The following is a 26,197-nucleotide window of genomic DNA, read 5'->3' as shown; positions in this document are numbered from 1 at the left end:
AAGCGCTGCGAGCGTATTTTGGGAGGTGGTGGACTTGCCGATCCCCCCTTTGCCGTAAAATGCGATTTGACGCAAATCTGACATATCGCCTTCCTTCTTTCGTTCCATCCATCGCTGAGTAAAAGGCAGGCAGCTCGCGCCGCCTCGCATGGCAATCTTCAAAACCCGTGCCATGTGGGCAGCAGCATATAAAACAGTTGTTTTGCTGATCTTCAGCTATTTAATTCCAAACTTTCGAAGGCGGGATCGACAAACTCTTGTCTCGAAACCGCCAAACTGGATGAAGCGGCTGCGAGGTCTTGTCGGTTGGAAATCGCTTGCGTCAAAGATCAACAAATCTCGTCCGTATCCTTACATCTCAGGCGAGGGACAGAAGTAGTGTGGCAAGTCGTAGAGCCAAACAGATCGGCACCGCATTGACGGCCAATCGGCTTCGCACCGCGCGTCGGAATTAAGGCCGGATGATCAGCAGAACGCATATGAAGGCACAGTAGAGATTGTCGCTTACAACAAGCTCGCTGTTATGCTGTCTCCACGAACAAATAGGAGGAATGCCGACAGCTTGGCAGCTGAAGTCTTGCAGGCCCGGATTGTTCCGCCATTGGCGAGATTGACAACGGAGCCGGTTTCGATCGTCAGCGGGCCAAATTCTGGAGGAAATGCTCGAAGGCTACAGCAAAGATCGTGAGCAAGCTATCAAGTTAAAGCGCTAGTCGCGGATGCTTTTTTCCGGCCGCACGCTCAGCTCCGACAAATTGTAGATCGCGTAGTCGAATATGGCGAAGAGCTTAAGGCAATTTTAGTAGGCGCTATAGAATGGACCGATGATCATTATCCGACGACGACATCACCGCTCATATTTAGGAAAGCGACATTTGCGCGTGCCCGCACAGTCGCAACATCGGGAGCAATAATCCCCCGTATCGGTTCAACGTCGCCGGACAAGCCCGCCAAGATTGCATCTGTGGCCTTTACGTTTTCAAGATCTCGTGCCCGACGAACTCTGCCGCTCCAGAAAGACTTCCGCTTTCCTCAGGGAGAAAGCATTCATTAAAATCGCCGCATTCCTTGCAGCTGGGAGCGCTACAAAGGGAAAAGCCTTCAGCTTCGCAAATCTTGCGGTAGAAATATTTTTTCCACCTCATGTTGCAGGTGTTGCCTGCCGCCAGCGCCGGAAAATGCGCGAACAGCAATCTCCTAAGTTCGGCTTTGTCATGCAAGCCGAGATCCCGCCAGAGGTGGTCTTCACGCATGGAACGTCGCGCAATGATCTTAGCAAAACGCACGCCCTCAGGGTCGCCTGGCCGCACATGCGCTAGGAGCATGTCGCGCAACAGTTGCTCCTCCGCATCAGGCACGCAATCACTCGCCTCTTGCAGGGCAAAGGCGCGGATAAGCCTTGCTGGGAAACTGCGGGTTGTATCCCGCAGCTCCCTAAGCGAAAGGCCGGTTGCCTCGGTCGCGGTGGCAATCCCCATCTCAATTTCTTCAAGTGCGCGCGAAAAAAAGCGGAAGAGCACATAGTCATCAAATAACTTGAGACCCATCTGGCATGGTCGGCTGAAATAGAGTGTTTGGCAATCGTCGCAGTGGTCGACGGCTAGGCCGGTTTGACGTGCGGCGTCCACAGTTGGTACCGCTACCGTCAAGACCCCGATGTGATGCACATTTGGCATGCGCTTCGTCGCTTTCTCCAATAATCGAATTCAGTTGGCTGCTTTGGTCCCCGGAAGGCGAACATTCAAAGGTTGTGCCAACTTGAGCAAGTGACAATTGAAGCCGGCTTTTCAATCACTCGATCGCCTGTGCAGCGGGAGGCGATCCCGCCTCCCGCTGTCGTCAAACGGACAAACGCAGGCTTTCAATCTGCGGCGCCGATTGAGCAGTCTGAGTGCGGCAATCTGAGGGAAGATCGAAGATCAACTGCTGCGCAACGACGCCTTAGCCGTCGATGAGAGTTATCATATGTCTCTTCGATAGTCCTCAGAGTAGTTGGAGACCGGGCCTGTTCGCCACACTCCGAGGGCCGCCGCCATAGCGAGCAACATGGCGGCGGCAGTATCTCTCCGGGATACGCAATAAAATCTGCCGCTTCCTATCTATTGCATTTTTTACGTTTCTCCGCTGACGTCGCGATCACCTTGTTTGGTTAGACGCTTTGATCATGCACCAAGGTCGCTAATCAGGAAAAATAGATTGATTGGATGCCGTCATCCGCGTTTTGAATAGCACTAAAAACGCGGCACCAAAAACGCCTGGGGACCGAGCGCGAACTCGCGACCGCGGCACTCAGCACACTTTAAGTAAGCCAACAGTGAGCGCGGCTGTTGCCCCGGTTGCGCTAGCCAAATGTCGTGATGCTCGGATGGAACTTGCCGATTGCAAATTTTCTTTCTGCTTCAGCGTCGCAAGGGGTGCCTTGATAGAAGCTCCACTCGTCAGCTTCTCGCGTCTGCAGCATGGGAGATGATTTCCAATTCTGCCGGGGTATTCGTACAGCGTACAGCTCTCGTCAAACTTGGAACACGCACCCGTTTGCATAGCCTGCCCAAGGTCGGGATCCCGTTCCGCAAATTTGGGACAAATGTCGAGCCATACGAGCGGCGACGCCGATGGCCGCCACGTTCGATTGCTGAACTCGCCTTAGTCCACTGCGCGGCTGCTGGTATGGTCCAACATCGTCGCGTACATGTTTGGCGCGGAATTGGTATGGGGGCGCGCCGGAATAAAACCACGCGTATTCAAATATCTAAATAAAGTCAACGATATGGGCGACATTGGAGCGACACGTCCGGAGCGTGACTTGAATTGAACCGAACCGAATTGGCGCAGGACCATTTACACAGCACGCTGAATCTGCATATTGCCGCGCGTTGTCGCTATCCCGAGTTGATGCACGAGTCGCTTTCGCTCCCGTCAAAAGCAGCTGGGCACGGGCTCTTTTCAAGAATTTAGAAGGCAAGGATATGGAAAATTTTGTGTATCTGTTGGAGCCGGAAAGTGCGATCTTTCGCGCCGCTGAGCTCCCTGATCGCAACAGCATTGCATCGATCTCCGGTTTAATTGGCAGTGATCTTATTCAGATGATCCGCTTCGACGACATGCACTCGCTATTTGTTGGGGAAGAAGCTTTGCGAGTTGGGTTAACCGCCTTCACGATCTTTGACGGGTACCCGATCCCTCTTGCCGGGCAGATAGCGCTTTTGGGAGGCGACGGTAGTAAACCTTATCGTTCACCGTCAATAACGATGACGGAAGCCGCGCGACGTTTTGAATGTTGCCGGCCGGTGCTTGATCCTGTGTTTGCTCCGATGGACCGAGTGGCGAACAAGGGCCTCATCGTTGCGGGCGCACTGGAAAGCCTGCAAGTGCGTATTGATCGCCGCTCCCCGGTGCTCCTATGAGCGCAATGACGAATGATAGGATCCAGGTCGCGCCGATTCGCTCAGAGTCCGCGAGTGTGCCGACATGGGCTGGAGAAACGGAAAGCTGACGCCTCAAAGCGGCGTTCACTACGTTGCCGAAGGCCTCCCGTTCAACTGGACAAAGGTCAACACTGAAGGGCGGAAGACGTTCAGTGCATTTGCCGAGTTGGAAGCCGCGAAGGAAAAAGTCGCCATTTTGGCGTGTTCGCGCTGACCCGGCTTTTGGCAACCTATGGCACCAGCTGAATGCCGAAGTAGTTGATCGCTGTCGACGGCGCAACCCGCTTTGCATGCAGACGCTGTTTCAACGCCTGCTCTCGGCGAAGTCATGCACGTTCATAGCGTAGACGAACCGGGCGAAATCATCGGCGTCGACGCAGTTGAAACATTGGACGAACGAACGGGAGCAAGACCTTGCCCTTTAGAACCTTTTTTTGCATCCTGCTGCTGGTCACGTGCACCAGCGCTGTTTCGGCCTACGCCGCCTCGCTTTCCATCTTCAAAGCGTTCGCCGTAACCTTAGCGGCTTCGGTTTTCCTTCAGGTCGTTTATTTCTTGAGCCTGCTATTTATGTCCTTCCGGCCCACGCGCGAGAGCGACAGATCGATACATTCAGGAACTCGGCAGGCAGACCAGCCACAAAAACGTGATCGCGATAAAACAGAGCAGTCCAACGTCCCCAAGCTTGACCCAAGGCGTAAACGGCGCACCCCTTAGCGGTGTAGGTATTGACCGAATTCATCAGGCGTAAGCTCAATTCGATGTCATGGAACTATTCAACAACCTCCAGCAACCGAGGACCGCTTTTTTCACCACGGTGCGGCGGTCCATGAGATGCTGCATTGGTCTCCCGATTGCTTCATCTTCGGCATGGATCGGGCATCGTCTGGTTTAGAAGGTCTCCGACTAAGGCGACTGCTGCCGACCGCCGCTTCTGATTAGATGACATGTTTCCGGAAGAGAACATGCCTCGAAATTTGATCGTTTCCCGTTGCCTTTTAGACCTACGCCGATCGAGAAGCTCGACCGTCTCGGTAAGCGCGGGGGTGGAAACATTGAGAACAACGTCAACGAGATGACTGCAAGCTCGGAACTTGCATCTGGCGGAAATAAGCTCCGCAAACTTTATTACCGGAGGGTCGAGGCGGGTCCAGTCAGATTTGCCCAAAGCCGGCGCTTTTAACGCGGCGGCGCAGTCGACGACGTTCCCGCCCATGGGACGAAAACTGGCGGGGCAACTTCGACGTCGAAGATGGCGCGGATTGTTGCACGAAAGCTCGCCTCGGGGCATCCCATGCAGGTCGCCGACTGTCGGACGCAGACCGGCGTTAGATCAGGCTTTTGTCAGACATGTACTCCGCGGTTGTCGGCATTGAGACTGAATGGCGGGAGCTTGACACTACGCGCTGCTACGAAATGCCTGCTGAGCCCACGAATTCACTTCGGCACGCGATTTGCTCTGGTCACGGTATGTCGCCAATCGCAGCGCGATGGTCTTCGGGCGGCGCGTCGCTGTTCGCGTCTCGTGAGGTCCGATGGTTTGCTGTGGCAATGATAGTGGCTCGGTTGTGCGCCGGGAAAATGTGAGGAGTGTTGGATGCGATCTAGAGTTCTTCGTTTGCGAGCCACACACGTCGCGAGCGGTACAGCCAAAGCGGCGGACCTTGAGCCAGGCGGGAAACCGGGCGTGTGGGACTGGTTTGGAAGTTATGTTTGCGGACGGGTCGGTGGGCGGGTGGGGTCGAACCTGCTGCGCGAATTCCTACGGTCGGCCGACCTATGGCGTTACCGACATGTTCGATTTCAACCGGCTGCAAAACCCGCACCTGCCCCTCGGCCAGGGGCCGCATCTGTGCGTGGGCGCTGCGCTGGCGCGCCTGAAATTGGGACGTGCCTTCCCCCCGCCGTTCGTGCGGCCGGAGGATCTGGCGCTGGCAATCGCCAAGGAGGACGTCGTCTACACGCTGTCTTAACTCATTTGCTGCCCGCAGTCCGCCCGTCATCTTCCGCCCCTTCCGGGCTTAAAGAGTGAAGCGTCACCATGTCCGAACAATCCTTGCCGACGCTGCCGATGTGGCGGGTCGATCACATCGAGCCCTCGCCCGAGATGTTGGCGCTACGCGCCAAGGGTCCGATCCACCGCGTGCGCCTTCCGTCCGGGCACGAATGCTGGTGGGTGACAGGCTATGACGAGGCCAAGGCGGTGCTGTCTGACGCGGCATTCCGGCCCGCGGGAATGCCTCCGGCGGATTTCACCCCAGATTCGGTCATTCTCGGTTCGCCGGGATGGCTGGTCTCGCACGAAGGGGACGAGCATGCTCGGTTACGCACGATCGTGGCGCCGGCCTTCAGCAACAGCAGGGTGAAGCTGCTTACGCAGCAGGTCGAGGCGATCACCGTGCAGTTGTTCGATACGCTGGCGGTTCAGCCCCAGCCCGCGGACTTGCGACGCCATCTCTCCTTTCCGCTTCCGGCCAAGGTAATCAGCGCGCTGATGGGCGTGCCCTTCGAGGAACACGCCTTTTTCGCAGGGCTCTCCGACGAGGTGATGACGCACCAGCATGAAAGCGGCCCGCGCAGCGCGTCCGGCCTGGCCTGGGAAGAGCTCCGCGCCTACATCCACGGCAAAATACGGGGCAAGCGACAGGATCCGGGCGATAACCTGCTGACGGATCTGCTAGCCGCGGTCGACCAGGGCAAAGCGACCGAGGAAGAGGCGATCGGCCTCGCGGCGGGCGTGCTGGTGGCGGGGCACGAGAGCACCGTCGCGCAGATCGAATTCGGCCTGCTGGCCATGTTTCGCCATCCGCAACAGCGCGAACGCCTGGTCCGCGATCCTTCCCTGGTGGACAAGGCGGTGGAAGAAATACTGCGCATGTATTCGCCTGGCGCGGGGTGGGACGGCATCATGCGCTATCCCCGGACCGACGTTAACATCGCGGGCGTGCATATACCCGCGGAGAGCAAAGTACTGGTCGGCCTGCCGGCGACCTCGTTTGATCCGCGCCATTTCAAAGACCCGGAAGTCTTCGACATCGGACGCGACGCAAATCCCCACCTGGCGTTCTCCTACGGGCAGCACAATTGCATCGGGGCGGCGCTGGCGAGGCTGGAACTGAAGGCCATATTCGGTTCGATCTTCCAGCGCTTTCCCGCGTTGCGCCTGGCCGTGGCGCCCGAAGAACTGAAGTTGCGCAAGGAGATCATTACCGGCGGGTTCGAGGAGATGCCGGTGCTCTGGTGCGGACGCCCCCCGGCATCGCAATCTTCTCATTTGGCGGCGCCTGGCGCGCACCGGTCAGATCAGCCACTCGACAGGTAATCAAGATGGACGTGCAAGACACCACGGCAGCATGCCACGACGCCTTCGCCGAGCTGGCGTCGCCAGCATGCATCCAAGACCCGTACCCGTTCATGCGGTGGTTGCGAGAGCACGATCCGGTGCACCGCGCGGCGTCGGGCCTCTTTCTGTTGAGCCGCCACGCCGACATCTACTGGGCGTTCAAGGCTACGGGCGATGCGTTTCGGGGGCCGGCGCCATCCGAACTGGCGCGCTATTTCCCGCGTGCGGCGAGCAGCCTGTCGCTCAATCTGCTGGCGTCTACGCTAGCCATGAAGGAACCACCGACGCATACGCGTTTGCGCCGGCTGATTTCGCGCGATTTCACCGTGGGCCAGATCGACAACCTGCGGCCGAGCATCGCGCGCATCGTCGCAGCTCGCCTGGATGGCATGGCGCCCGCACTGGAGCGAGGAGAGGCGGTGGACCTGCATCGGGAATTCGCACTGGCCTTGCCCATGCTTGTCTTCGCTGAATTGTTCGGCATGCCCCAAGACGACGTTTTCGAGCTCTCAGCGATCGTCAGCGCCATTCTAGAAGGCCTGAGCCCGCACGCCAGCGATCCACACCTCGCCGCGGCGGACGTGGCCAGCGCCAGGGTGAAGGCCTATTTCGGCGACCTCATACTGCGCAAGCGCGCCGATCCCCGCCGCGACATCGTGTCGACACTGGTCGGCGCACACACCGACGACGCCGATACGCTCTCGGACGCGGAGTTGATCAGCATGCTGTGGGGCATGTTGCTGGGCGGCTTCGCCACCACTGCTGCGACTATCGACCATGCGGTGCTGGCGATGCTGGCCTACCCCGAGGAGCGGCACTGGCTGCAGGGAGACGCCGCAGGGGTGGAGGCATTTGTAGAAGAAGTACTGCGCTGCGAGGCGCCGGCCATGTTCAGCTCCATTCCGCGTATCGCCCAGCGCGACATCGAACTGCATGGCGTGGTGATCCCGAAGGACGCGGACGTGCGCGTGCTGATCGCGGCCGGCAATCGCGACCCGGACGCTTTCGCTGATCCCGACCGCTTCGATCCGGTGCGGTTCTACGGCACCAGGCCTGGCATGTCGAGCGACGGAAAGATTATGCTGAGCTTCGGCCACGGCATCCACTTCTGCCTAGGTGCTCAACTCGCCAGGGTGCAACTGGCCGAGAGCCTGCCGCAGATCCAGGCTCGCTTCCCCACGTTGGCCTTGGCCGAGCAGCCGACCCGGGAGCCCTCAGCGTTCCTTAGGACGTTCCGCGCGCTGCCGGTGCGGCTGCACGCGCAGGCGGCGGCTGAGGTTCGCGTCGTGGTCGACCAGGACCTGTGCGGAACCACTGGTCAGTGCGTGTTGACGCTGCCGGGCACCTTTCGTCAGCGGGAGCCGGACGGCGTGGCGGAAGTGTGCATGGCGACGGTCCCGCAGGCGCTGCACGCCGCCGTGCGCCTAGCAGCCAGCCAGTGCCCGGTCGCGGCCATTCGGGTGATCGAAAGCGAAGCCGGCGATGACCATTGCACCAACCCCGGCCCTACGCCCTCTCCGGCAGACGCTGAGCGACATGCAGCGAAAGACCTACGCAATCCAGGAGAACATGATGGAACGATTTAAAGGCAAGGTGGCCGTGGTGACCGGCGCCGGCGCCGGGATCGGCAAGGCATGCGCCCTCGCCATCGCGCGCGAGGGCGGCAGAGTGGTGGTGGCCGACATTGATGGCCCCGCTGCCATCGCCTGCACCGCACAGATCGCAGCCGAAGCGGGCCAAGCGCTGGCCGTGGCCATGGACATCGCAGATGCGCAGGCGGTGGCAGAGCTGTTCAAAACGGCGAAGCGGCGCTTCGGTGGGGTCGACGTGCTTGTGAACAATGCGAGCGCCATGCATTTGACTCCGCACGACCGCGCGATCCTCGACCTGGACGTGGCGGTCTGGGACCAGACCATGGCGACCAATTTGCGCGGCACGCTCCTTTGCTGCCGGCAGGCCATCCCACAAATGATCGGCCGTGGTGGTGGCGCGATCGTGAACATGTCATCGTGCCAAGGGCTCAGCGGCGACACCGCACTGACGTCATACGCCGCGTCGAAGGCCGCAATGAACATGCTGTCGGCCTCGCTTGCCACCCAATACGGACACGCGAAGATCCGCTGCAACGCGGTTGCGCCAGGTCTTGTCATGACTGAACGTCTCTTCGCCAAGCTGGACGAGTGCATGCAACGGCATCTACACCGGCACCAGCTCCTGCCGCACGTCGGCCGCCCCGAGGACGTAGCCGCGCTGGTCGCGTTCCTGCTCTCGGAGGAGGCTGCGTTCATCACCGGCCAGGTGGTGTGCATCGACGGCGGCATGTTGGCGCATGTTCCAACCTACGCCGACGGTGGCAACAGCGCGGCTCGGCCGGCCGGTGACGCCGCCGAAGCAACCGCAGCGTCGCATTGGTGATGGACATGCTGCTCAACCCGCTGAACCGCTGGCGCCGGCTACGGGACGACATCCCGGTCATGCCTGGCGCTTTCCCCCTGGTCGGGCATCTCCCCGCCATCGTCTGCGATCTGCCGCGCCTGCTGCGGCGCGCGGAAAGGACCCTAGGCAGCCACTTCTGGCTGGACTTCGGCCCGGCCGGACACCTGATGACATGCCTGGATCCAGATGCGCTCGCATTGCTCCGGCACAAGGAAGTGTCCTCGGCACTGATCGAAGAGATGGCGCCCGACATCCTTGGCGGAACGTTGGTCACTTTGGACGGTAGCGCGCACCGGCAGGCGCGCGATGGGATAAAAGCGGCGTTTCTGCCGAGGGGTCTGACCGAGGCCGGCATTGGCGAGCTGTTCGAACCAATTATTAGGGCTCAGGTCAAGGCGTGGCGCGACCGCGGTGAAGTCGCTATCCTGCCAGACACACGCAACCTGATGCTCAAACTCACCTTCAGTCTCATGGGCATCCCCGCTCAAGACCTGTCGGAGTGGCATCGCAAGTACCGGCAACTGCTGCAATTGATGGTCGCGCCCCCGATCGACCTGCCGGGGATGCCCTTGCGACGCGGCCGCGCCGCCCGCGATTGGATCGACGCGCAGTCGCGCCAGTTCATCCGGGACGCGCGCGCGCGCGCCGCGCGCACCGGGTTGATCAACGACATGGTGAGCGCCTTCGATTGCAGCGATGGCGCGCTCTCCGATGACGTCCTGGTCGCCAATATCCGCTTGCTGCTGCTTGCCGGCCACGAGACCTCCGCCTCGACGATAGCCTGGATGGTGATCGAGCTGGCGCAGCATCCAGAGCTGTGGGACGCCCTGGTCGAAGAGGCGCAACGCGTGGGCGCGGTGCCGACCGGGCACGAGGACCTGGCGCAATGTCCGGTCGCAGAGGCGCTGTTTCGGGAGACGCTACGAATGCATCCGGCTTCCTCGCTCGTACCGCGTCGCGCGATGCAGGAACTACAACTCGGCCAGCGGCGCATTCCTGCGGGCACTCATTTATGCATCCCACTACTGCATTTCTCGACCTCGCCGCTGCTGCACGAAGCGCCCGATCAGTTCCGTCTGGGGCGGTGGCTGCAACGCACGGAGCCGATCCGGCCGGTGGACATGCTGCAGTTCGGTGCCGGCCCACACGTCTGCATGGGCTATCACCTTGTATGGCTGGAGCTGGTGCAGTTCAGCATCGCCTTGGCATTGACCATGCAGGAGGCCGGGGTGCGGCCGCGATTGATGAGCGGCGTCGAAAAAGGCCGGCGCTATTACCCGACCGCACATCCGTCCATGACAGTCCGCATCGGATTCTCATGAGCTGGGATCCTCTGCCCCGTGTCAAGAGGCAGCGGCGAAGACGATGGGCGGCATTGCTGCATTCGGCGCGCGCGCGCGGTGCGACGCCGGCAGCACCGCGGCGGCTCGCCGCTCGCCGCGGCATTCTCTGTCAGGTAGAAGGAGATGAACAACATGCAGAAGGGTTCCACGCTAAACGACGACCGAACTGGCGTTTCCCCGTTCGGCGGATCGGGCGCGCAGGCGTGCGGCGGATTGTTGGTGCGCGCGTCCATAGGCATGGGCGCGCTATGCGCCGTCGCGGAGGATGCCGCGCGTTACGCTGTACCGCGCACTGGATCGCTATCGCGCCTGTTTCGGCCTTGTATTGTAGGTGGTCGAGGATGACATGCCAGCGGATGACGCGACGCTGGGCAAGCCGCCGGCAAGCATGCGGCGGAGAAGAAAGCAACCGGCGTGCCGATCACGAAGCTGCATGCAGCGCCCCAGTCAGTGCCGGGCCTATGGCCAGAGGCCGAGGAAGCCATCACCTCGATGCGCCCGCGTGCGGAGCGGTTGGCGCAGGCCGTGCAGCGGGCCAAAAGGGTATCTGTTCAAGCACGCGCCGTGCGCATTGGCGCCGGTCCGCACGGAGGCGCCGCCGTACCGCTGCGATCGGCCGGCGGCACCGCTAGATGCTACATTGTGTTCGATTCCACGGCGCAGATCGGAGCGGTTGCCCACCGCGGACCGCCGCCAGCATAGGTGCGCTTCGCCGCGCTTCTCGTCAACTGCCTGCAGAGGGAACATCCCGCATGAGTGCGCTGTCCGAACAGATCCTTTCTGAATTGCGCCACTTGCTGAACGAGACGCGCGATGGCGGCAGCGTGAGTCCGTCCGTTTACGACACGGCGCGCGTTTTGCAGTTCAGCGGCAACGTCACCGGTCGGCAGAACGGATACGCGTGGCTCATGGCGCAGCAACAGGCCGATGGCGGATGGGGAAGTGCTGACTTCCCACTGTTCCGCCATGTACCCACGTGCGCGGCGTTGCTTGCATTGCGGCGTGCCGATTCTCTTCCCGGCGCTGCGGACGCAGTTCAGGCTGCAACGCGGTTCCTCGAGCGCCAGCCGGATCCCTACGCGGATGCGGTGCCGGAAGACGCGCCGGTAGGCGCGGAGCTGATCCTGCCGCAGATCTCCGGCGAGGCCACATCCTTGGTGGGCGACGTGGTGTTTCCGCGCTACCCGGCGCTGTTGCCGTTGCGGCAAGCGTGCCTGGTTAAGTTGGGGACGGTGGGACCGCTGCCGAGCGGCCATCCGTTGTTGCACTCCTGGGAAGCCTGGGGGACGTCGCCGACCACGGCATGCCTGGACGACGACGGCAGCATCGGCATCAGCCCGGCGGCAACCGCCGCGTGGCGTGCGCACGCCCTCACACAGGCGAGCGCGCCACAGGTCGAGCGTGCCGACAGGTATCTTCAGGCCGCATCGCGCGCGGCGCGCAGCGGCATCGAAGGTGTCGTTCCCAGCGTCTGGCCGATCAACGTGTTCGAGCCATGCTGGTCGCTGTACACTCTGCATCTGGCCGGGTTGTTTTCGCATCCCGCGCTCGCCGAGGCGGTGCGCGTGATCGTCGCGCAGCTCGATGCCTGTCTGGGCGTGCGCGGTCTGGGTCCGGCCTTGCACTTCGCGGCCGATGCGGACGACACTGCTGTTGCGTTGTGCATCCTGCGCCTAGCAGGACGCAACCCGGCTGCCGACGCGTTGCGCCACTTCGAAATCGGCGGGCTGTTCGTTACCTTCCCCGGCGAGCGCAATGCCTCGGTGTCGACCAACATCCACGCCCTGCATGCGTTCAGACTGTTGGGAAAGCCCACCGCCGGTACCAGCGCTTACCTTGAGGCCAATCGCAACGCGGACGGTCTATGGGACAATGACAAATGGCATGTTTCGTGGCTGTATCCCACCGCGCATGCAATCGCTGCGCTCGCGCAAGGCGCGCCCCAGTGGCGCGACGAGCGCGCGCTGGCGGCGCTGTTGCAGGCGCAGCGCGATGACGGCGGCTGGGGCGCGGGTCGCGCGTCAACATTTGAGGAAACCGCCTATGCGCTGTTCGCGTTGCACGTGATGGATGGGCGCGAAGAGCCGACAGGGCGCGCCCGCATCGCGCTGGCGGTCGCGCACGCGCTGGAGTGGATGCTCGCTCGCCATGAGGCGCATGAATTGCCGCAGACGCCGCTGTGGATCGGCAAGGAATTGTATTGCCCGACCCGGGTCGTGCGCGTGATCGAACTCGCCGGCTTGTGGCTGGCTCTTCGTTGGGGGCGGCGCATCCCGACCGAGGGAGCAGGAGGAATAGCGCAATGATCCCGACCGAAAGCGCGCTGCAGCAAGTACTGGAGTGGGGGCGTTCCCTGACCGGATTCGCCGACGAGCATGCCGTAGAAGCAGTTAGGGGCGGACAGTACATCCTGCAGTGTATCCAACCGAGCTTGCACGATATCAGCGCCCGCACCGGCCGAGATCCGCAGGACGAAAAGCTGATCGTGGCGTTTTATTGCGAGTTGGCGCTACTGTTTTGGCTCGACGATTGCAACGACCTTGGCCTGATCGCGCCGGAGCAGCTGGCCGCGGTGGAGCAGGCGCTGGGGCAGGGCGTGCCATGCGCGGTCCCCGGTTTCGAGGGCTGCGCTGTGCTGCGCGCTTCCCTGGCCGCGCTCGCCTACGATAGGCGCGACTATACTGAGCTTCTAAACGATACCCGGTGCTACTGCGCGGCGCTGCGCGCCGGACACGCGCAGGCGGCGGGGGCTGAACGCTGGTCGTACGCCGAATACTTGCACAATTCCATCGATTCGATCGCCTACGCGAACGTGTTCTGTTGCCTGTCGTTGCTATGGGGGCTGGACATGGCGACCCTGCGCGCGCGTCCGGCGTTTCGCCAGGTGCTGCGGCTCATCTCCACGATAGGGCGCCTGCAGAACGATCTGCATGGATGCGCCAAGGATAGGGCGGCGGGAGAAGCCGACAACGCTGCCATCCTGCTCCTGCAGCGTTATCCGGCTATGCCTGTGGAGGATTTCCTCAACGACGAGCTGGTCGGCCATGCGCGCATGCTGCACCGAGTGATGGTGAAAGAACGCTTTCCTGCACCATGGGGACCGTTAATCGAGGCCATGGCGGTCATTCGCGCGAAGTACTACCAGACCTCGATCAGCCGCTACGGCAACGATGCGGCGGGGGGAGGCCAGCGTGCGCCGGCGTGAACGCGCGGGAGGCGGCGGCGTGCGCGCGGCGCCCTCGGTCCGATCCGACGCAACGCCAACGCCCAATACGGCGGATCGAGCGAGCGGGTGCGACGACGCCCTGACCCGGCGCAAGGACGACCATCTGGACCTCGTGCTGGATCGGCGAACGGCGCCAGCCACGGTCGCTGCCGGCTGGGAGCAAATCCGGTTCGAACACTGCGCACTGCCCGAGCTGGACCTGACGCAGATCGAACTGCGCACATCGCTGTTAGGCAAGCCCATGCGTGCGCCGCTGCTGATCAGTTCCATGACCGGCGGAATGCCACGCGCAGAGGCCATCAATCGGCACCTGAGCGAGGCGGCGCAAGCCTTGGGGATCGCCATGTGCGTCGGTTCGCAGCGCGTGAGCCTGCAATCGCGCAATTCCCAGGGGCTGACGCGCGCCCTACGCCGCCTGGCGCCTGACATTCCCTTGCTGGCCAATATCGGCGCTGCGCAACTGCGCGAGGCCGACGGCCTTGATCTGGCGCGCCGGGCTGTCGATGCGCTGGAGGCTGATGGGCTGATCGTCCATCTCAATCCGCTGCAGGAAGTGCTACAGCCGGATGGCGACCGCGACTGGCACGGCGTACTGGCGCAGGTGGCTCGCGCCGCGCGTAGCGTGGGCGTGCCGATCGTGGCCAAAGAAGTCGGGTGGGGCCTGTCCGCCTCGGTGGCCTGCGCGCTCGTCGAGGCGGGTGTTGAGGTGATTGATGTCGCCGGAGCCGGCGGCACCAGTTGGGCCGCGGTGGAGGGCGAGCGCGCCCGCGATGCCGCCGGCCGTGCAGTGGCGATGGCGTTTGCCGATTGGGGGATCCCGACACCGGCCAGCTTGCAGGCGGTCCGTCGGGCACTGCCAACGGTGAAGCTTATCGCGTCCGGCGGGATCCGCGACGGCGTCGACGTGGCCAAGGCCATTCGCCTCGGAGCGGACATTGCCGGGCAGGCAGCCGGCGTGCTGCCGGCGGCTACGGTATCGACCGAAGCGGTCGTTGCGCATTTCGAGGTCGTCATCCGCCAGTTGGCCGTCGCCTGCTTTTGCACCGGCTCACCTGATCTGGCGACGTTGCGCCAGGCGCGCTTGTTGCCCTCCGCGCACTTGTTGCCCTCCGCGCATCCGCCAGTCGGATGATGCCGGCGTCGCCCGCTCTGTCGGCCGGCCCTCCAAGCTGGTTGCAAAAACCGTTAACGCTAAAGCTAGACCTCTAATCCACCTTGGCCCAGCGGTTCGATGCAGGGAACGAAGTGTTCATGAAGCAGCTGTTGACGATGAAGCGGTAATGATGCCGCCGGCTAGGTTATGCGTACCGTAACTCGGGCTTACAAAGGCGCGCAATCCAGCGCCGTTTGTTGAATCAGACCGGCTTTTCCCGGTCCAGCCACGCCTTTGCAAAGTGCATGATTAAGCCAGTCAACGAAGGACCGTTTTTGAGGGCTGGCAGGAATGGCGTCACCTATCTGTTCGAGATACGCATAAAATCTGGCGGCTGCGCTGTCCAATCCTTGGCCGCGAACGATACTGGGTCGATTCAGCTGCGTGTCCACGGCAGGCAATTTGCCAAGCACTTCTGCGCGGCCGACTGTATCTGCGATGTCGTCGGCGATCTGATACGCGTGCCCGAGCAATTCCCCCACCTTAGACCATGGGGCCGGATCTGCACCACTTGCCAGGGCACCGCAAGTGGCCGCCGCGACAAAGAGGGAGCCGGTCTTGTAATGGTGATAGCGGTCGATTGGGACGTGCGTCATTGCCTCCATCGACTGTCCGGCGATCAGTCCGTGACTGGGGCCGACCGCCTCCGCAACCACCTCGATCATGCGCGCGCCCAACTCAGGTGTTAGCGCAGCCTGCAAGCTGAGGTATTTGAAAGCCATCACAATCAAGGCATCGCCGGTCAAAACGGCGATAGGCTCTCCGAAAAGCCGGTGCACCGTTGGTCTGCCGCGGCGTAGCGCCGCGTTATCGAAGCAAGGCAAGTCGTCATGCACCAACGAGGCACAGTGCAGCAATTCAATTGCTGCCGCGGCTCTTGTCGCCAGCTCAGGATCTTTTTCGCCGCACACATAGGAGACTTTCAAGCAGAGCTTGGGGCGCATCCGGGAGCCCCCTGGAAACACTGCCGCGTCCAGCGCTCCACGCAGGTGAGCCGGCGCAGCCGGACTTAGAGCAGTATCCATGGCAGCTCGCAGTGCTTGCTCGATGAGCTTGTCGCTATCGCCAACCACGTCGGCTTGGTGATTCGAAATCATATCGCATCTCCACTTTTGAGACGAAAACGAAAACGGGCCTAGTCCAACCGGTGCCAAACAAAAGGCCGATTTCGCTGTGTCTCTTCAGGTTCTAGGGCACCGTTAAGTTTAGCGGATTGCGGCGGCCAACATGCGGCACCGGCGTGACCAATGAAACCGTGTGCCAGTGGGAGCCTTAACTCGGCAAGGCGATCTCCCACTGGAATCCCTTGAAGCAGTCTCATTCGCGGCGACATGACATCTGAACGTCGGTTACTTCGATCGCGCGCGAAGAACATTGGCTCCGGCGGAGCTGTCGGCCAGAATGGCATCGCTCTCAACGTCTTGATCCAAAGCTGAAGAGGCTCCCGCGCTGAGCAGTGGCTGGTGACAAAGCTCTTTGGATCGGCTGCACGCCGCCGCGCGTGATGATCGCTGACGAGCTCCGTTCGTACGGTACGACATGCGCGAAGATGGGCCTTACATCTAAAGGTGTTGGTCATCGTCGATAGTAGCCACTGGAGCTTGGACCGGAACCATTGCCGGCAGAGATCTGGGCTCCTACAAGCAATTGGTGTGCCACCAGATCATTGTTAGTGAATGTTTCAATGGCGACAGAAGGCGCCTTCCGGTGCTCCGTGTGTCGGGAGGCGCGGATTATGCCACTCCGCCTAGTATTTGAACAGCGTCAACCTTGCGAGCGATCCGTCCGAAGGCCAACCCAGCATTGGAGTGATTTGGGTTGAGGTCACAATGCACGTCGGCGCTTGCATCATGCCAGCCTGTCAATGTGCGCGATCGCACACGACTGTCAGCTTTGCGTCAATTACGATCGAACCGGTGCTTTTGACGTTTCCGAGGTTACGCTGCCGATAGACCCAGCGTGAGAAGACGACTGAGCCCTTCCAGTTGTTCTTCGGCGCGATGTTGCCGAAGCCTTACACTCGACCGGCTTGGCGAGGATTTCAGCGCTGCCGTAGCCCTTGTCGGCCGGCAGGAAACCGCTTCGAGAAGTCGGTCCCCTACCGCCTTTTGCTAGCGGACTAAAAGGGCGGAGCAGGTGGATCTATACAGCGCTTTCTTTCAAAGCCCTGGTTGCGCCTTGTGTTCGTCAGCGATCAGGAGCGCCTTCGGCTCGACATGCTTGGCGACGGCCGCCCATGCATCCTTGCCGTTCTCGTCCAGGATCACCCGCGTCACCGTTCTGTTCGGTGCATGGCGGTTGGCCTCCCTCAGCGCCAGAACTCACATGCGCTTGCCGTTCTGATTTTCCTTCTTGCGCCCGTCCTTGCGCTCTTCCTTCTTGTCACCTTGCGGAGGACGCCGCCCACATACTTGCCGTCGATCTGCACCGTACCGTGCAGCTTGATCGCATCACGGCGAAGGTCGGCTGCCTCCCGGAGCTTCTGCAGCAGGAAGTAGGCGGTCTTATACTGGACGTTGACCTTGCGGCTCAGATGGAGCGCCGCCATGCCCTTGGCGGCCGTGATCTCCTCCCAGATTGCCATGATGATCTTCTTGAATGAAAGCTTGCGGTTGGCGAAAACCGAAAATTCGGCGCGGCATTCCGGCTCCGAGCATCAGAACGACGACGCCGTACGGCTCCAGGCAGCCACAGCGAGGGCAATATGGCTTCCCGACGTTCTTGGGCCAACGGAAGTCGACGAACAGGCCGTAGGTGTCGTCCTCGGCTGCCCGAAGCCTCTCTCGGGTCAGGCCAGGCGCACTGGTCGTATTTCGAACCTCCGGTCTCCTGCGGAGAAGGCGTCGTAGGAATTCGGTCTCAGGATGGGAATTCGCTCCTGCAGCATGTTCAGGCTTCCGGTCGATACGCGAGACATAAGCAGACAACTCCGTCGTAAGGACGGAAGCGAAAGGTCAGTGCTCTATTCGTATCGATTTGAACATGAAAGGGCCCTTACCAGGAGAACGAAACCACGTTCAGGGGTTAGCACTTTCGTAAGGTTGTCAAACCCGTGCCCTTATATCGGGAGAAAATTCAATGTCTCAGAGCCAGACTACCCAGCGCAATCACTAATCCAGTTCAGTGAATGGGTCCAGATCGTGAGAGCTGTCTTCGGGTGACCGCGCCTCATGACGACTATTAACGACTCCTTCCCAACAATCGAACATCCGCAAGGTAGATTCACGTTCGAGCATCTTGTGCCTACCTCTGTATGCCTTACTGGGCAGGTAACCTTGCCGTTTCAGGCCCTGTCCTGACCTCTGGCCTTAATGATCTTGTTGTTTATTACCTTTTCCCGAGCAGATCAGACGAACACAACGTAGAACTGGTGGTAAAAAGCGCTGATCAGAAAGAAATTAATTTCAGCCGCATCAAGCGAAGGTGTAGCGTCTGCCAACTCGTAATAAAGGCTCATTTCCAGCAAATAAGGGTGCCCTAGAAACAAAAAAGGCCCCCTAAAGAAGCCTTCCCATGGCGTTTCCGCCGAACGCGTGTGCCTTACCGTGGTGTACCGACCTCTAAGGGTGCACCTGCAACAGCGACCTTTCGGAAGCCTCGTTGTCTGCTGCTTACAATGATGTAACCCTCACGGTCGACTATTTCAAGCCCTTTGTGTGGATGCGATAAGGTGGCGGCTTCGTTTAGCAAAGTTCACGTTTGTGGCACTTGCTCCATGATGCCGGAATTTTCAGAGAGCATCGAACCTACACGCTAGCGGGAGCGGTAACTGATATGGGTTCTTGGCTGAGTGATTTCCAGCACGGCGGAGCTTTCCCAGCTAGCCAAATGGGATATCGTGGGACGGGGAAATGGATCGGTTTTCGAGGATTATGTCTTATCGTCCTCAACGAAGACCGCTTAGAAGATGTTGAGCATTGAATGTGAATTTTCGCTCAAATTCGACGCAACCTAGATGATTCAGTGCCGGGTGCGGCCATAGCCGACTCATCTTTCATGGAACTGGGCCACCGGTCTAGCGAGACTGTTTTGAATGCATTCATGAAGCAATTTGGCTAAACTCTCAAATATTTGCTATAACGCAAAAAATGCCCAAAATGGGTATTTAAAACGGTTGTAGTCTGGCGATGGCAAGTGGTTCAAATCGGTTCAGGTTGGCTCAAGTCTACAACGAGTGGCAGGAAAATAGGGACGTGCGGTGACGGAAGATCTAGCAAGCTACAGAAGTTCGAGAGGCCTCGTCAGCACCGCCGATCCGGAGGTTGACAAGGCGATCTATCGAAAGCCAGGTTTCGGCGGCGAAATTACATCGTTGGGTCACATGGAGGAATTGATCAGCGCGTTCCTGAAAAAGACACGCGAAGCGCAGGGCCTGTCCCGCGCAGACGTTGCTCCAATGCTTGGTCTGTCCATCCCTGTATACGGACGCTACGAGCGGGCATTTTCCAAAATGACTGTTACTCGGATGATCCATCTGTGTGAGATTCTTGGCTTCATGCCTATCGATATGATCTTTGAAGCTGCGCCACATCTTTGGGGCCGCACATCGGAGGAGGCCGAGGATTGTCTCACACTGGCGAGGATTCTTAGGAGACTTCCGAACGGCACGACGCGCGATCTTATTCGGCTCCTGCAGCGAATGACCCCCGATGACGACGAGAGCGACAGAGGTATCAGTGATGTAGCGGAGCCCGTGAAGTGAGCTGGGTTTGTCTATGACGCCCCCAGTAGTTAGCAGTATTGGTGATAGCTGTCGCAGCCGACGCGCTGTCGTCGGTGTGCAGACACCCGCAATCTCACAACTTAGTTTTTCACTCGAATTTCCGTCTGATCAACAATACGCGCCGATTGCCCAATTTTTCGATCTTTGGTTGGCGTTGATCTCGCTCGATGCTCGAGCGATTCGTCGGCGAGCGACGCCAAGTCTATTTGCATGCGCTTTGCTTCGACAGTAGGGGCTGTGTTAAACTCCCTCGTTGGGTTTTCCCGCTCAATGCCATGTGGGTATTCGAGCCGCCGGCGCGCATGCTTTGATTTCGATTGCTGAATCTAAGCCCGTCCTCTCCGCGCCTCCGTTCCATCGCGCCGATCCTTTTTGCCATTCGGCTCGGAAATAGCCTTTTGACATCACGATCAGGTTCCGCGAAAACGGGGTCGAGTCGCTGAGACTGGAAACGCTGTTCATGGCTGTCGCCGTTCAGGTAAGGGCATCGCCTAGATGTTTAGTCCCGGCATTTATGGATGGGGTCGATGATGAATCGATCCGGCTCCAAAGTCCATTGTCTGCAGATGAACTCGTAAGGCGTAAGGCCCTTTAGCGTCTTGAGCCGGCGCCCGAAATTGTAGGCGTCGATAAAGTCAGCCAGATGTTTTTTCAACTGCGCATGATCGTCGTAGTGGAAGCGCTTGACGGTCGCCTCCTTGATCGTTCGGTTCATCCGTTCGACCTGTCCGTTGGTCCAGGGATGCTTCACCTTGGTCAGGCGATGCTCGATGCTGTGATCGTCGCAGACCCAATCGAAGATGTGCTGGAAGGCATTTCGATCACAAGCTCGGTTGGTGAACTGAATGCCATTGTCGGTCAAAACGGTGTGAATGGTGTAGGGCACTGCCGTGATCAGATTGCGCAAGAACTGAGCGGCATTCATCTTGCCGGCTTTGGTGTAGAGTTCCGCGAACGCGAACTTGGATGTTCGGTCAATTGCGACAAAGAGATAGAGCTTGCCCTCGGCCGTCTGCACCTCGTCAATATCGATGTGGAAGTAAGCGACCGGATAGCTTTTGAACTTCTTCTTCGGCTCCTTGTCGCCTCTGACCTCCGGCAGACGTGAAATGCCGTGGCGCTGCAAACACCTGTGCAACGACGAACGCGTCAGATGTGAAATGGTCGGCTGATGGTACCCATCCGGCGAAGGCCGTCTGTCCTGACTTGCTGATTGGCTTTAAGTCCATGCCTTATGTTATGCGCTACAATCATTTCCCCCATTGAGGTCTTGTCCGTCGACGATCTTGATCGCCGACGGGATTGGTCGGACGAAGAGAAGGTTCGGATCGTCGAGGAAAGTCTACAAGGCTTTCGGCAAGGCTCGGTGACGGCGCGGCGATATGGATTGTCACGGTCATTGTTGACCCGTTGGCGTTGGGAATACCGTAGTGGTCTTCTGAGCAGTTCCGCTACAACGGGCTTCGTGCCACTTACGATTTCGCCATCGGCGGCGGCATCTTGCGAGGTAGCCTCACGGCTGCGATTTGAAGACGACATGACGATCGAGATCGGCCTGCCGAATGGCCGACGGCTGACGATCCCAGCCTCGCTTGATCCGACCATTCTTGCCCGCCTGTTGCCCGTCGTGGATGGGTCATGATCGCGTTTTCCGCGGGGGTAAAGGTGTGGATCGCGGGCGGGGTGACGGACATGCGTTGCGGCATGAACAGCCTGGCGCTGAAGGTTCAGCAAGGTCTTGGCCGCGATCCTCATGGCGGCGAAGTCTTCTGCTTCCGGGGTCGCAAGGGTGACCTGATCAAGGTCCTCTGGCATGACGGCGTCGGCATGTCGCTTTACCTGAAGCGGCTGGAAGCTGGAAAGTTCATCTGGCCGGTCAGCCAGAATGGCTCCGCCGTGCCTGTATCGTCGGCGCAGCTCGGCTATCTCCTGGAAGGGATCGACTGGCGCAACCCGCGCTGGACGCAGCGGCCTTCGAAGGCAGGCTGGCCGCCTGCATTCCTCTGTTTTTGTTGGGCTTTCGGCATGCGGCATGGTAGCTTTCGGCCATGGATGATGCTGCTTCGGAGATAGCCAGACTGCGCGCCGCGCTTGCGGCATCGGAAGCGCGTGCCGCCTCTGCCGAGGCCGACCTCGCACAGGTGCGCGCGGTCGTGACGACGTCTGAGGCGATGATCCGGCATCTCAAGCTCGAGATCGCCAAGATACGTCGCGAGCAGTACGGCCAGAGCTCGGAGCGCCGCGCCCGGCTGATCGAGCAAATGAAATTGCAGCTCCAAGAACTTGAAGCCGACGCCACCGAAGACGAGATCGCTGCGGAACGCGTGGCGACGAGAATCACAAATGTCTCCGCTTTCGAACGCCGCCGGCCGGCCCGCAAGCCGTTTCCCGAGCACCTGCCGCGCGAGCGCCTGGTCATCGATGCCCCGTCGACCTGCACCTGCTGCGGCTCGCCCCGCATCGTGAAGATGGGCGAAGACATCACCGAGACGCTGGAGATCATTCCGCGCCAGTGGAAGGATCCAGACGGTGCGCGAGAAGTTCACCTGCCGGGACTGCGACAAGATCAGCCAGCCACCGGCCCCCTTCCATGCGACACCACGCGGATGGGCGGGACCCAACCTGCTGGCGACAATCCTGTTCGAGAAGTTCGGCCAACATCAGCCATTGAACCGCCAGGCTGAGCGCTACGCCAGGGAAGGCGTCGCTCTCAGTCTCTCCACACTGGCCGATCAGGTCGGAGCCTGCACGACGGCCCTGCAGCCGATCCATGACCTGATCCGTGCCCATGTTCTGGCCGCCGAACGGCTGCATGGTGACGACACCACCGTGCCGCTTCTGGCCAGGGGAGCAACAAAGCAGGCGAGGCTCTGGACTTACGTCCGCGATGACCGCCCTTTCGCGGGCGGCGCGCCTCCCGCCGCACTCTTCCACTTCTCTCCCGATCGCGAGAAGACCCACCCCAACACGTATCTCGCCGGATGGCACGGCACCCTGCAAGCCGATGCCTATGGCGGCTACAACCACCTCTATCGTGCCGACCGCCGCCCCGCGCTGGTGATCAGCGCACTTTGCTGGAGCCACGCGCGGCGCAAATTCTTCGAACTCGCTGACATCGCCGGCAACGTGCGCAAGGGCAAACCTGCCCACGAGATATCGCCTGTCGCGCTCGAGGCCGTTGCCCGCATCGACGCGCTCTTCGACATCGAGCGCGGCATAAACGGAATGCCTGCCGAGGATAGGCTCGCAGCGAGGCTGCAACATGCTCGCCCGCTCGTCGAAGAACTGCACGATTGGCTCATGGCCCAGCGCGGGCAAATGTCGAAGCACAACCCCGTCGCCAAGGCGATCAACTACATGTTCGAGAAGGAGGGTCGCTGGGAAGCCTTCGCCCGGTTCCTCGACGACGGCAGACTGTGTCTGACGAACAATGCCGCCGAACGAGCCCTGCGCGGCGTTGCTCTCGGAAGAACGGCATGGCTATTCGCCGGCTCCCAGCGTGGAGGCGAGCGTGCCGCTTTCATGTATTCCCTGATCGTCTCGGCAAAGATGAACGATATCGATCCGCAGGCCTGGCTGGCGGACGTGCTCGCCCGCATGCCCAGCCTTCCAGTATCAAGGCTGCCGGAACTATTGCCGTGGAACTGGTCCGCCGTAAGCGCCCGGCAGGTGGCGGCCTGATGGCGCGCCCGACGCATGTCTACACGATCGACTACGTTGCCACGCTGATTGGCGAGAACCTCGAACTCATCCAGGAGGTTGCCAGCAACTCCGACAACATCGACTATGGTGAGATGATCCATGCCCATGACGGCAGCGAAGAGGGCATCACGACCTTCACCGACCGGGGCATCGAAAGCTTGAAGGAGTTCCTCGCCGATATCCGCACCTGGGAAGGAGGTGTTCGGCAGTTCCTTGTCGACGAGCAATGCGATCGCGACAAGATCGAACGCATCATGGCAGACGAGCCGAAATCATAAGCCCTCGCGGCCTTCGCCGGATGGATACGGCTGATGAGCGTAGAGGCAATCATCGAGCGGCAGCAACGTGTGCCGGCGGAAGGCGACGATAGCGGCCTCTTCTTCGAGGGAAAGGGTCGTCGAGTGTGGGTCCTTGGGCCTGTAGGAAGGTCGACCAACGATGTCCGCTTCTTCCATTTCGCCACGGTTTTCTGGTTGATCCCGTATCGCTTCGAAAGCGTTCTCAGGCTCTCTTCACTATTGCTCGACGGATTGCCTCTGTCGTCGTGGCGCTCCCGTGTAGAACCTGGCCCATAGTGCTTCCCTCCATGCCAAGGAAAATATTGCACCATCAAATGCCGGAACCAAACACCAGAGCAGCCAGCGCGCGGAGCCGTGATTGGTTTGCCGTGAACCGAGAGCTCCGCGTGCAGGACAAAAGGCCACCATGCCCGCACACGACGTCCCGGGAGCTAGACGAGGAAATGAAGCGACCGTTATCACCAAAATCACTGAGGGTCATAGCCAATTTGGCGCAAGTGGATAATCCTTGCGTGAAGCGATTTCGGTGTGATCTATGTGTATGTACTTGCAATCACTGATATATTTTGGTGAACGATAGCTATCGGGTGAGGTCCGCGTGGCCCAAAATGCGCCAAATGAGATCGAAACGAAACATTGGTGGTTCCAAGCACATCACTTTCCGTATAAAGAGCTTCGGCGCATTTACCTCAGTCGGAGCAATGTCAGGACCACCATTGAAGCAATGGATTAATGAACTCGGTTTGCAACAAGTCGATGATCCAGGCATAGACAAGCCGGTCTATCGAAAACCTTTTGACGGACGGATTGCACTTAGCGCCGAACTCGAAAACTTGATCAGCATCAGCCTTCGCGAAGCCCGCGATAAGCGAAAACTCCCGCGCTCGAAACTGGCGCCCTTGCTTGGCATCACTAAGCAGGTCTACGGCCGGTACGAAAATGGAGTATCCCGCTTGACCGTGAGCCGACTGATTCATCTGTGTGAGGTTTTGGATGCCACTCCGGAAGAAATTATCGCCCCGGCGGCACCTTATCTTTGGGGCGAAACGGAAACCAAAGCGGTTCTGCTGCTGGCTACTATCGTGAAGTTGCGGACTTTCGATGAAGAGATCTTGCAAGATATTTTCAGCTTACTAAGCCGCATAGACGAGACCGGTAGCGATAGCGGCGATCGTGCCATGAAAGTCGCGTCTACCAGCGCCACTGCAGACGATCGCGAATAGGACGTAGATCGCTAGCTTCAATAAACAGAACGTGCGTCCCTGATGAAGTTCCATCAGAAACCGCGACCAACCGCTCGCGCCGTTGCAGGTTGCCGAAGCGAGCTTTGCGCAGGCGGTTAGGACTAGCTGGCGACCGTTCATCGCCACTCCGGGACATAGGTGGGTAAACCGGGGAGGGCGCAGTTGGGTCAACTGGTCCAACGTATCCCTGCTTTCGGCCGCTGGAGGGGACGCGCGGTCGTCTTTACGCCGCGAGTGCCAGGGAGGTCACGTCAAAGTCTAAGAAACCCGTATATTCGACATACAAAGCATCGATAATTCCATTCATACAATCCATTTTACCAATCTCCCGTGATGATGCATTAGGAATGATCTCAGACGCGAGTGACGGCGAAACATTTGACGATCCGGACTGGCTATAGCGCGAACCCGAGCAACGGCGCCGACATGCATCGGGGTGGCCACTGCTTCGATCGCACAGTGCGTGCTTCAAAAACAGCAGCAGGAAATACCAAAGGAGGTCTTTGCATGCGTTCTGAGGTGCGGTGGAAGCTGTGCTGGGAAAACGAGCTGGAACTCATCGACCACGTCGATCCTCCCGAGCTCTTTCGCAAAGCCCAAGGGCCGACCGGGGTCTTCAATTTCAGTGGCAGCCAAAGCTGGGCAAGGCGCGCCGACAACCTGCATTGGCAGGCGACCGACGCTGACAAGGGCGCGCGCGGCGATGAAGAGTCAGCAGCCAGCCGTCCTCCTTTTGTTCACTGGACTTTCCGGCTCCGGCAAGTCGACAATCGCCAATGCGCTCGACCGGCTGCTGCATGCCCACGGGAAGCACACCTACATCCTCGACGGCGACAACGTGCGCCACGGGCTCAATCGCGACCTGGCTTCAATCAACCCGATCGCGTCGAGAACATCCGCCGCGTTGCCGAGGTCGCCGAGCTGATGGAGGAGGGGAGCTTATTGAAATCCTCGTCGACACGCCGCTTGAGGAATGCGCGCGACGCGATCCGAAGGGGCTTTATCGGAAGGCGCTCGCCGGCAAGATCGCCAATTTCACCGGCGTTTCCTCGCCGTACGAAATCCCTGAGGGCGCTGAATTACATCTCGAAACGGTTGGCCACGACCCTGCGGCGTTGGCGTTTGAGATCGAACAGTTCCTCGAAAGGCGAATGGAGCAAGTGACGCATGAGTGTGAGAGTGGGGAGGCTTGACCATTGGCGGCTTGAAGCGGCCGCGGCGGTCCCTGGCCTATCAACTACGCGGCGACCGTAGCAGCCCGCAGGCGGGCCGCGCCAACGTCCGATGTGGCTTCAACAGGAGA

General features: G+C 60.0%; 22 protein-coding genes and 5 pseudogenes. 19 read left to right on the top strand and 8 right to left on the bottom strand.

The window, feature by feature from the left end:
• Both K6M89_RS28875 and K6M89_RS28870 read right to left on the bottom strand, forming a co-directional pair.
• The coding region (locus K6M89_RS28875; protein ID WP_157214173.1) for a hypothetical protein at positions 1 to 84 on the bottom strand (84 nt) is incomplete at its 3' end.
• A gap of 887 nt (positions 85 to 971) precedes the next feature.
• Complete coding sequence (locus K6M89_RS28870; RefSeq protein WP_004673813.1) at positions 972 to 1,676, bottom strand: nitrogen fixation protein NifQ; 705 nt, start codon at positions 1,674 to 1,676, stop codon at positions 972 to 974.
• Positions 1,677 to 2,966: 1,290 nt separating this feature from the next.
• Here K6M89_RS28870 and K6M89_RS28865 point away from each other — a divergent pair.
• The 11 genes from K6M89_RS28865 (at position 2,967) to fni (ending at position 14,905) form a co-directional block, all read left to right on the top strand.
• Positions 2,967 to 3,404 (top strand): DUF3846 domain-containing protein, encoded by a 438-nt coding sequence (locus K6M89_RS28865; RefSeq protein WP_004673815.1) that lies wholly within the window; start codon positions 2,967 to 2,969, stop codon positions 3,402 to 3,404.
• Positions 3,405 to 3,468: 64 nt separating this feature from the next.
• Complete coding sequence (locus K6M89_RS28860) at positions 3,469 to 3,639, top strand: CCE_0567 family metalloprotein (RefSeq protein ID WP_004673816.1); 171 nt, start codon at positions 3,469 to 3,471, stop codon at positions 3,637 to 3,639.
• A 200-nt stretch (positions 3,640 to 3,839) separates the two neighbouring features.
• Positions 3,840 to 4,142, top strand: a complete 303-nt coding sequence (locus tag K6M89_RS32015; protein ID WP_012489565.1) for an exopolysaccharide production repressor protein — start codon at positions 3,840 to 3,842, stop codon at positions 4,140 to 4,142.
• A gap of 1,076 nt (positions 4,143 to 5,218) precedes the next feature.
• Positions 5,219 to 5,398 carry a hypothetical protein gene (locus K6M89_RS28855; RefSeq protein WP_004673817.1) on the top strand — a complete coding sequence of 60 codons (180 nt, stop codon included), beginning with the start codon at positions 5,219 to 5,221 and terminating at the stop codon, positions 5,396 to 5,398.
• Positions 5,399 to 5,466: 68 nt separating this feature from the next.
• A complete protein-coding gene (locus K6M89_RS28850) occupies positions 5,467 to 6,747 on the top strand; it encodes a cytochrome P450 (protein WP_004673818.1) in 1,281 nt (426 codons plus the stop codon).
• A 5-nt stretch (positions 6,748 to 6,752) separates the two neighbouring features.
• Complete coding sequence (locus tag K6M89_RS28845; RefSeq protein WP_004673819.1) at positions 6,753 to 8,354, top strand: cytochrome P450; 1,602 nt, start codon at positions 6,753 to 6,755, stop codon at positions 8,352 to 8,354.
• Positions 8,341 to 9,183 carry an SDR family oxidoreductase gene (locus tag K6M89_RS28840; RefSeq protein WP_018247209.1) on the top strand — a complete coding sequence of 281 codons (843 nt, stop codon included), beginning with the start codon at positions 8,341 to 8,343 and terminating at the stop codon, positions 9,181 to 9,183. The genes K6M89_RS28845 and K6M89_RS28840 overlap by 14 nt, the downstream gene beginning before the upstream one ends.
• On the top strand, positions 9,183 to 10,526 hold the full coding sequence (locus K6M89_RS28835; RefSeq protein ID WP_018247208.1) for a cytochrome P450: 1,344 nt from the start codon (positions 9,183 to 9,185) through the stop codon (positions 10,524 to 10,526). The genes K6M89_RS28840 and K6M89_RS28835 overlap by 1 nt, the downstream gene beginning before the upstream one ends.
• 773 nt (positions 10,527 to 11,299) lie before the next feature.
• Positions 11,300 to 12,853: a hypothetical protein gene (locus K6M89_RS28830; RefSeq protein WP_018247207.1), complete on the top strand. Its 1,554-nt coding sequence runs from the start codon at positions 11,300 to 11,302 to the stop codon at positions 12,851 to 12,853.
• Positions 12,850 to 13,752, top strand: coding sequence for a terpene synthase family protein (locus tag K6M89_RS28825; RefSeq protein WP_004671966.1), 903 nt, complete (start codon positions 12,850 to 12,852; stop codon positions 13,750 to 13,752). Before K6M89_RS28830 ends, K6M89_RS28825 begins: the two co-directional genes overlap by 4 nt.
• Positions 13,739 to 14,905: a type 2 isopentenyl-diphosphate Delta-isomerase gene (gene fni, locus K6M89_RS28820; RefSeq protein ID WP_018247206.1), complete on the top strand. Its 1,167-nt coding sequence runs from the start codon at positions 13,739 to 13,741 to the stop codon at positions 14,903 to 14,905. The genes K6M89_RS28825 and fni overlap by 14 nt, the downstream gene beginning before the upstream one ends.
• A gap of 188 nt (positions 14,906 to 15,093) precedes the next feature.
• Here fni and K6M89_RS28815 read toward each other — a convergent pair whose 3' ends face one another.
• The 4 genes and pseudogenes from K6M89_RS28815 to K6M89_RS28800 all read right to left on the bottom strand — a co-directional run bounded on the left by K6M89_RS28815 (position 15,094) and on the right by K6M89_RS28800 (position 17,510).
• Positions 15,094 to 16,023: a polyprenyl synthetase family protein gene (locus K6M89_RS28815; protein ID WP_004671969.1), complete on the bottom strand. Its 930-nt coding sequence runs from the start codon at positions 16,021 to 16,023 to the stop codon at positions 15,094 to 15,096.
• A gap of 836 nt (positions 16,024 to 16,859) precedes the next feature.
• A pseudogene (locus tag K6M89_RS28810) lies at positions 16,860 to 16,999 on the bottom strand (IS5/IS1182 family transposase); the annotation flags it as partial.
• Positions 17,000 to 17,085: 86 nt separating this feature from the next.
• Positions 17,086 to 17,202, bottom strand: coding sequence for a transposase (locus K6M89_RS28805; RefSeq protein ID WP_008536526.1), 117 nt, complete (start codon positions 17,200 to 17,202; stop codon positions 17,086 to 17,088).
• Positions 17,203 to 17,234: 32 nt separating this feature from the next.
• Positions 17,235 to 17,510: a hypothetical protein gene (locus K6M89_RS28800; RefSeq protein WP_004671970.1), complete on the bottom strand. Its 276-nt coding sequence runs from the start codon at positions 17,508 to 17,510 to the stop codon at positions 17,235 to 17,237.
• A 1,614-nt stretch (positions 17,511 to 19,124) separates the two neighbouring features.
• On the opposite strand from K6M89_RS28800, the gene K6M89_RS28795 reads away from it, so the two are divergent.
• Positions 19,125 to 19,628 carry a helix-turn-helix transcriptional regulator gene (locus K6M89_RS28795; RefSeq protein ID WP_018247203.1) on the top strand — a complete coding sequence of 168 codons (504 nt, stop codon included), beginning with the start codon at positions 19,125 to 19,127 and terminating at the stop codon, positions 19,626 to 19,628.
• Between the two features lie 512 nt (positions 19,629 to 20,140).
• On the opposite strand, the pseudogene K6M89_RS28790 reads toward K6M89_RS28795, so the two are convergent.
• Positions 20,141 to 20,820 (bottom strand): annotated as a pseudogene (locus K6M89_RS28790) (IS481 family transposase); the annotation flags it as partial.
• A gap of 63 nt (positions 20,821 to 20,883) precedes the next feature.
• Here K6M89_RS28790 and tnpA point away from each other — a divergent pair.
• The 4 genes from tnpA to K6M89_RS28770 all read left to right on the top strand — a co-directional run bounded on the left by tnpA (position 20,884) and on the right by K6M89_RS28770 (position 23,629).
• Positions 20,884 to 21,291 carry an IS66-like element accessory protein TnpA gene (gene tnpA, locus K6M89_RS31930; RefSeq protein WP_074063725.1) on the top strand — a complete coding sequence of 136 codons (408 nt, stop codon included), beginning with the start codon at positions 20,884 to 20,886 and terminating at the stop codon, positions 21,289 to 21,291.
• The gene (tnpB, locus tag K6M89_RS28780; RefSeq protein ID WP_018247201.1) at positions 21,288 to 21,722 is read left to right on the top strand and encodes an IS66 family insertion sequence element accessory protein TnpB; all 435 of its coding nucleotides are present in this window, start codon (positions 21,288 to 21,290) and stop codon (positions 21,720 to 21,722) included. The genes tnpA and tnpB overlap by 4 nt, the downstream gene beginning before the upstream one ends.
• Positions 21,698 to 23,330 (top strand): IS66 family transposase gene (gene tnpC / locus K6M89_RS28775; RefSeq protein ID WP_100225622.1). Its coding sequence is split into 2 segments (ribosomal slippage): positions 21,698 to 22,170 and positions 22,169 to 23,330, totalling 1,635 coding nucleotides; the frame shifts between segments, so codons are not numbered across the junction. Before tnpB ends, tnpC begins: the two co-directional genes overlap by 25 nt.
• Positions 23,330 to 23,629, top strand: coding sequence for a hypothetical protein (locus tag K6M89_RS28770; protein WP_004671980.1), 300 nt, complete (start codon positions 23,330 to 23,332; stop codon positions 23,627 to 23,629). The genes tnpC and K6M89_RS28770 overlap by 1 nt, the downstream gene beginning before the upstream one ends.
• Positions 23,630 to 23,656: 27 nt before the next feature.
• On the opposite strand, the pseudogene K6M89_RS28765 reads toward K6M89_RS28770, so the two are convergent.
• Positions 23,657 to 23,924 (bottom strand): annotated as a pseudogene (locus K6M89_RS28765) (IS481 family transposase); the annotation flags it as partial.
• Between the two features lie 442 nt (positions 23,925 to 24,366).
• Here K6M89_RS28765 and K6M89_RS28760 point away from each other — a divergent pair.
• From K6M89_RS28760 to K6M89_RS28755, 3 genes and pseudogenes are all read left to right on the top strand, one after another.
• Complete coding sequence (locus K6M89_RS28760) at positions 24,367 to 24,873, top strand: helix-turn-helix domain-containing protein (protein WP_004671987.1); 507 nt, start codon at positions 24,367 to 24,369, stop codon at positions 24,871 to 24,873.
• 447 nt (positions 24,874 to 25,320) lie between these two features.
• Positions 25,321 to 25,497: pseudogene (locus tag K6M89_RS31685) on the top strand (hypothetical protein); the annotation flags it as partial.
• Positions 25,498 to 25,539: 42 nt separating this feature from the next.
• A pseudogene (locus tag K6M89_RS28755) lies at positions 25,540 to 26,087 on the top strand (adenylyl-sulfate kinase); the annotation flags it as partial.
• Between the last annotated feature and the right edge of the window lie 110 nt (positions 26,088 to 26,197).

Source organism: Rhizobium croatiense (assembly GCF_019793465.1).
In the GTDB taxonomy this organism is placed as follows: Bacteria; Pseudomonadota; Alphaproteobacteria; order Rhizobiales; family Rhizobiaceae; genus Rhizobium; species Rhizobium croatiense.
The sequence above is the reverse complement of the archived record's forward strand: the minus strand, read 5'-3'. Positions and strand labels throughout refer to the sequence as shown.

Excerpts from the sequence above, each read along its gene's own strand:
- K6M89_RS28835 (WP_018247208.1), top strand. The coding sequence starts at position 9,183 with ATGGACATGCTGCTCAACCCGCTGAACCGCTGGCGCCGGCTACGGGAC.
- K6M89_RS28825 (WP_004671966.1), top strand. The coding sequence starts at position 12,850 with ATGATCCCGACCGAAAGCGCGCTGCAGCAAGTACTGGAGTGGGGGCGT.
- K6M89_RS28770 (WP_004671980.1), top strand. The coding sequence starts at position 23,330 with ATGGCGCGCCCGACGCATGTCTACACGATCGACTACGTTGCCACGCTG.
- K6M89_RS28800 (WP_004671970.1), bottom strand. The coding sequence starts at position 17,510 with ATGGCAATCTGGGAGGAGATCACGGCCGCCAAGGGCATGGCGGCGCTC.
- tnpB (WP_018247201.1), top strand. The coding sequence starts at position 21,288 with ATGATCGCGTTTTCCGCGGGGGTAAAGGTGTGGATCGCGGGCGGGGTG.
- K6M89_RS28830 (WP_018247207.1), top strand. The coding sequence starts at position 11,300 with ATGAGTGCGCTGTCCGAACAGATCCTTTCTGAATTGCGCCACTTGCTG.
- tnpA (WP_074063725.1), top strand. The coding sequence starts at position 20,884 with ATGTTATGCGCTACAATCATTTCCCCCATTGAGGTCTTGTCCGTCGAC.
- K6M89_RS28840 (WP_018247209.1), top strand. The coding sequence starts at position 8,341 with ATGGAACGATTTAAAGGCAAGGTGGCCGTGGTGACCGGCGCCGGCGCC.
- K6M89_RS28815 (WP_004671969.1), bottom strand. The coding sequence starts at position 16,023 with ATGATTTCGAATCACCAAGCCGACGTGGTTGGCGATAGCGACAAGCTC.
- K6M89_RS28845 (WP_004673819.1), top strand. The coding sequence starts at position 6,753 with ATGGACGTGCAAGACACCACGGCAGCATGCCACGACGCCTTCGCCGAG.
- K6M89_RS28870 (WP_004673813.1), bottom strand. The coding sequence starts at position 1,676 with ATGCCAAATGTGCATCACATCGGGGTCTTGACGGTAGCGGTACCAACT.
- K6M89_RS28855 (WP_004673817.1), top strand. The coding sequence starts at position 5,219 with ATGTTCGATTTCAACCGGCTGCAAAACCCGCACCTGCCCCTCGGCCAG.
- K6M89_RS28865 (WP_004673815.1), top strand. The coding sequence starts at position 2,967 with ATGGAAAATTTTGTGTATCTGTTGGAGCCGGAAAGTGCGATCTTTCGC.
- K6M89_RS28860 (WP_004673816.1), top strand. The coding sequence starts at position 3,469 with ATGGGCTGGAGAAACGGAAAGCTGACGCCTCAAAGCGGCGTTCACTAC.
- K6M89_RS28850 (WP_004673818.1), top strand. The coding sequence starts at position 5,467 with ATGTCCGAACAATCCTTGCCGACGCTGCCGATGTGGCGGGTCGATCAC.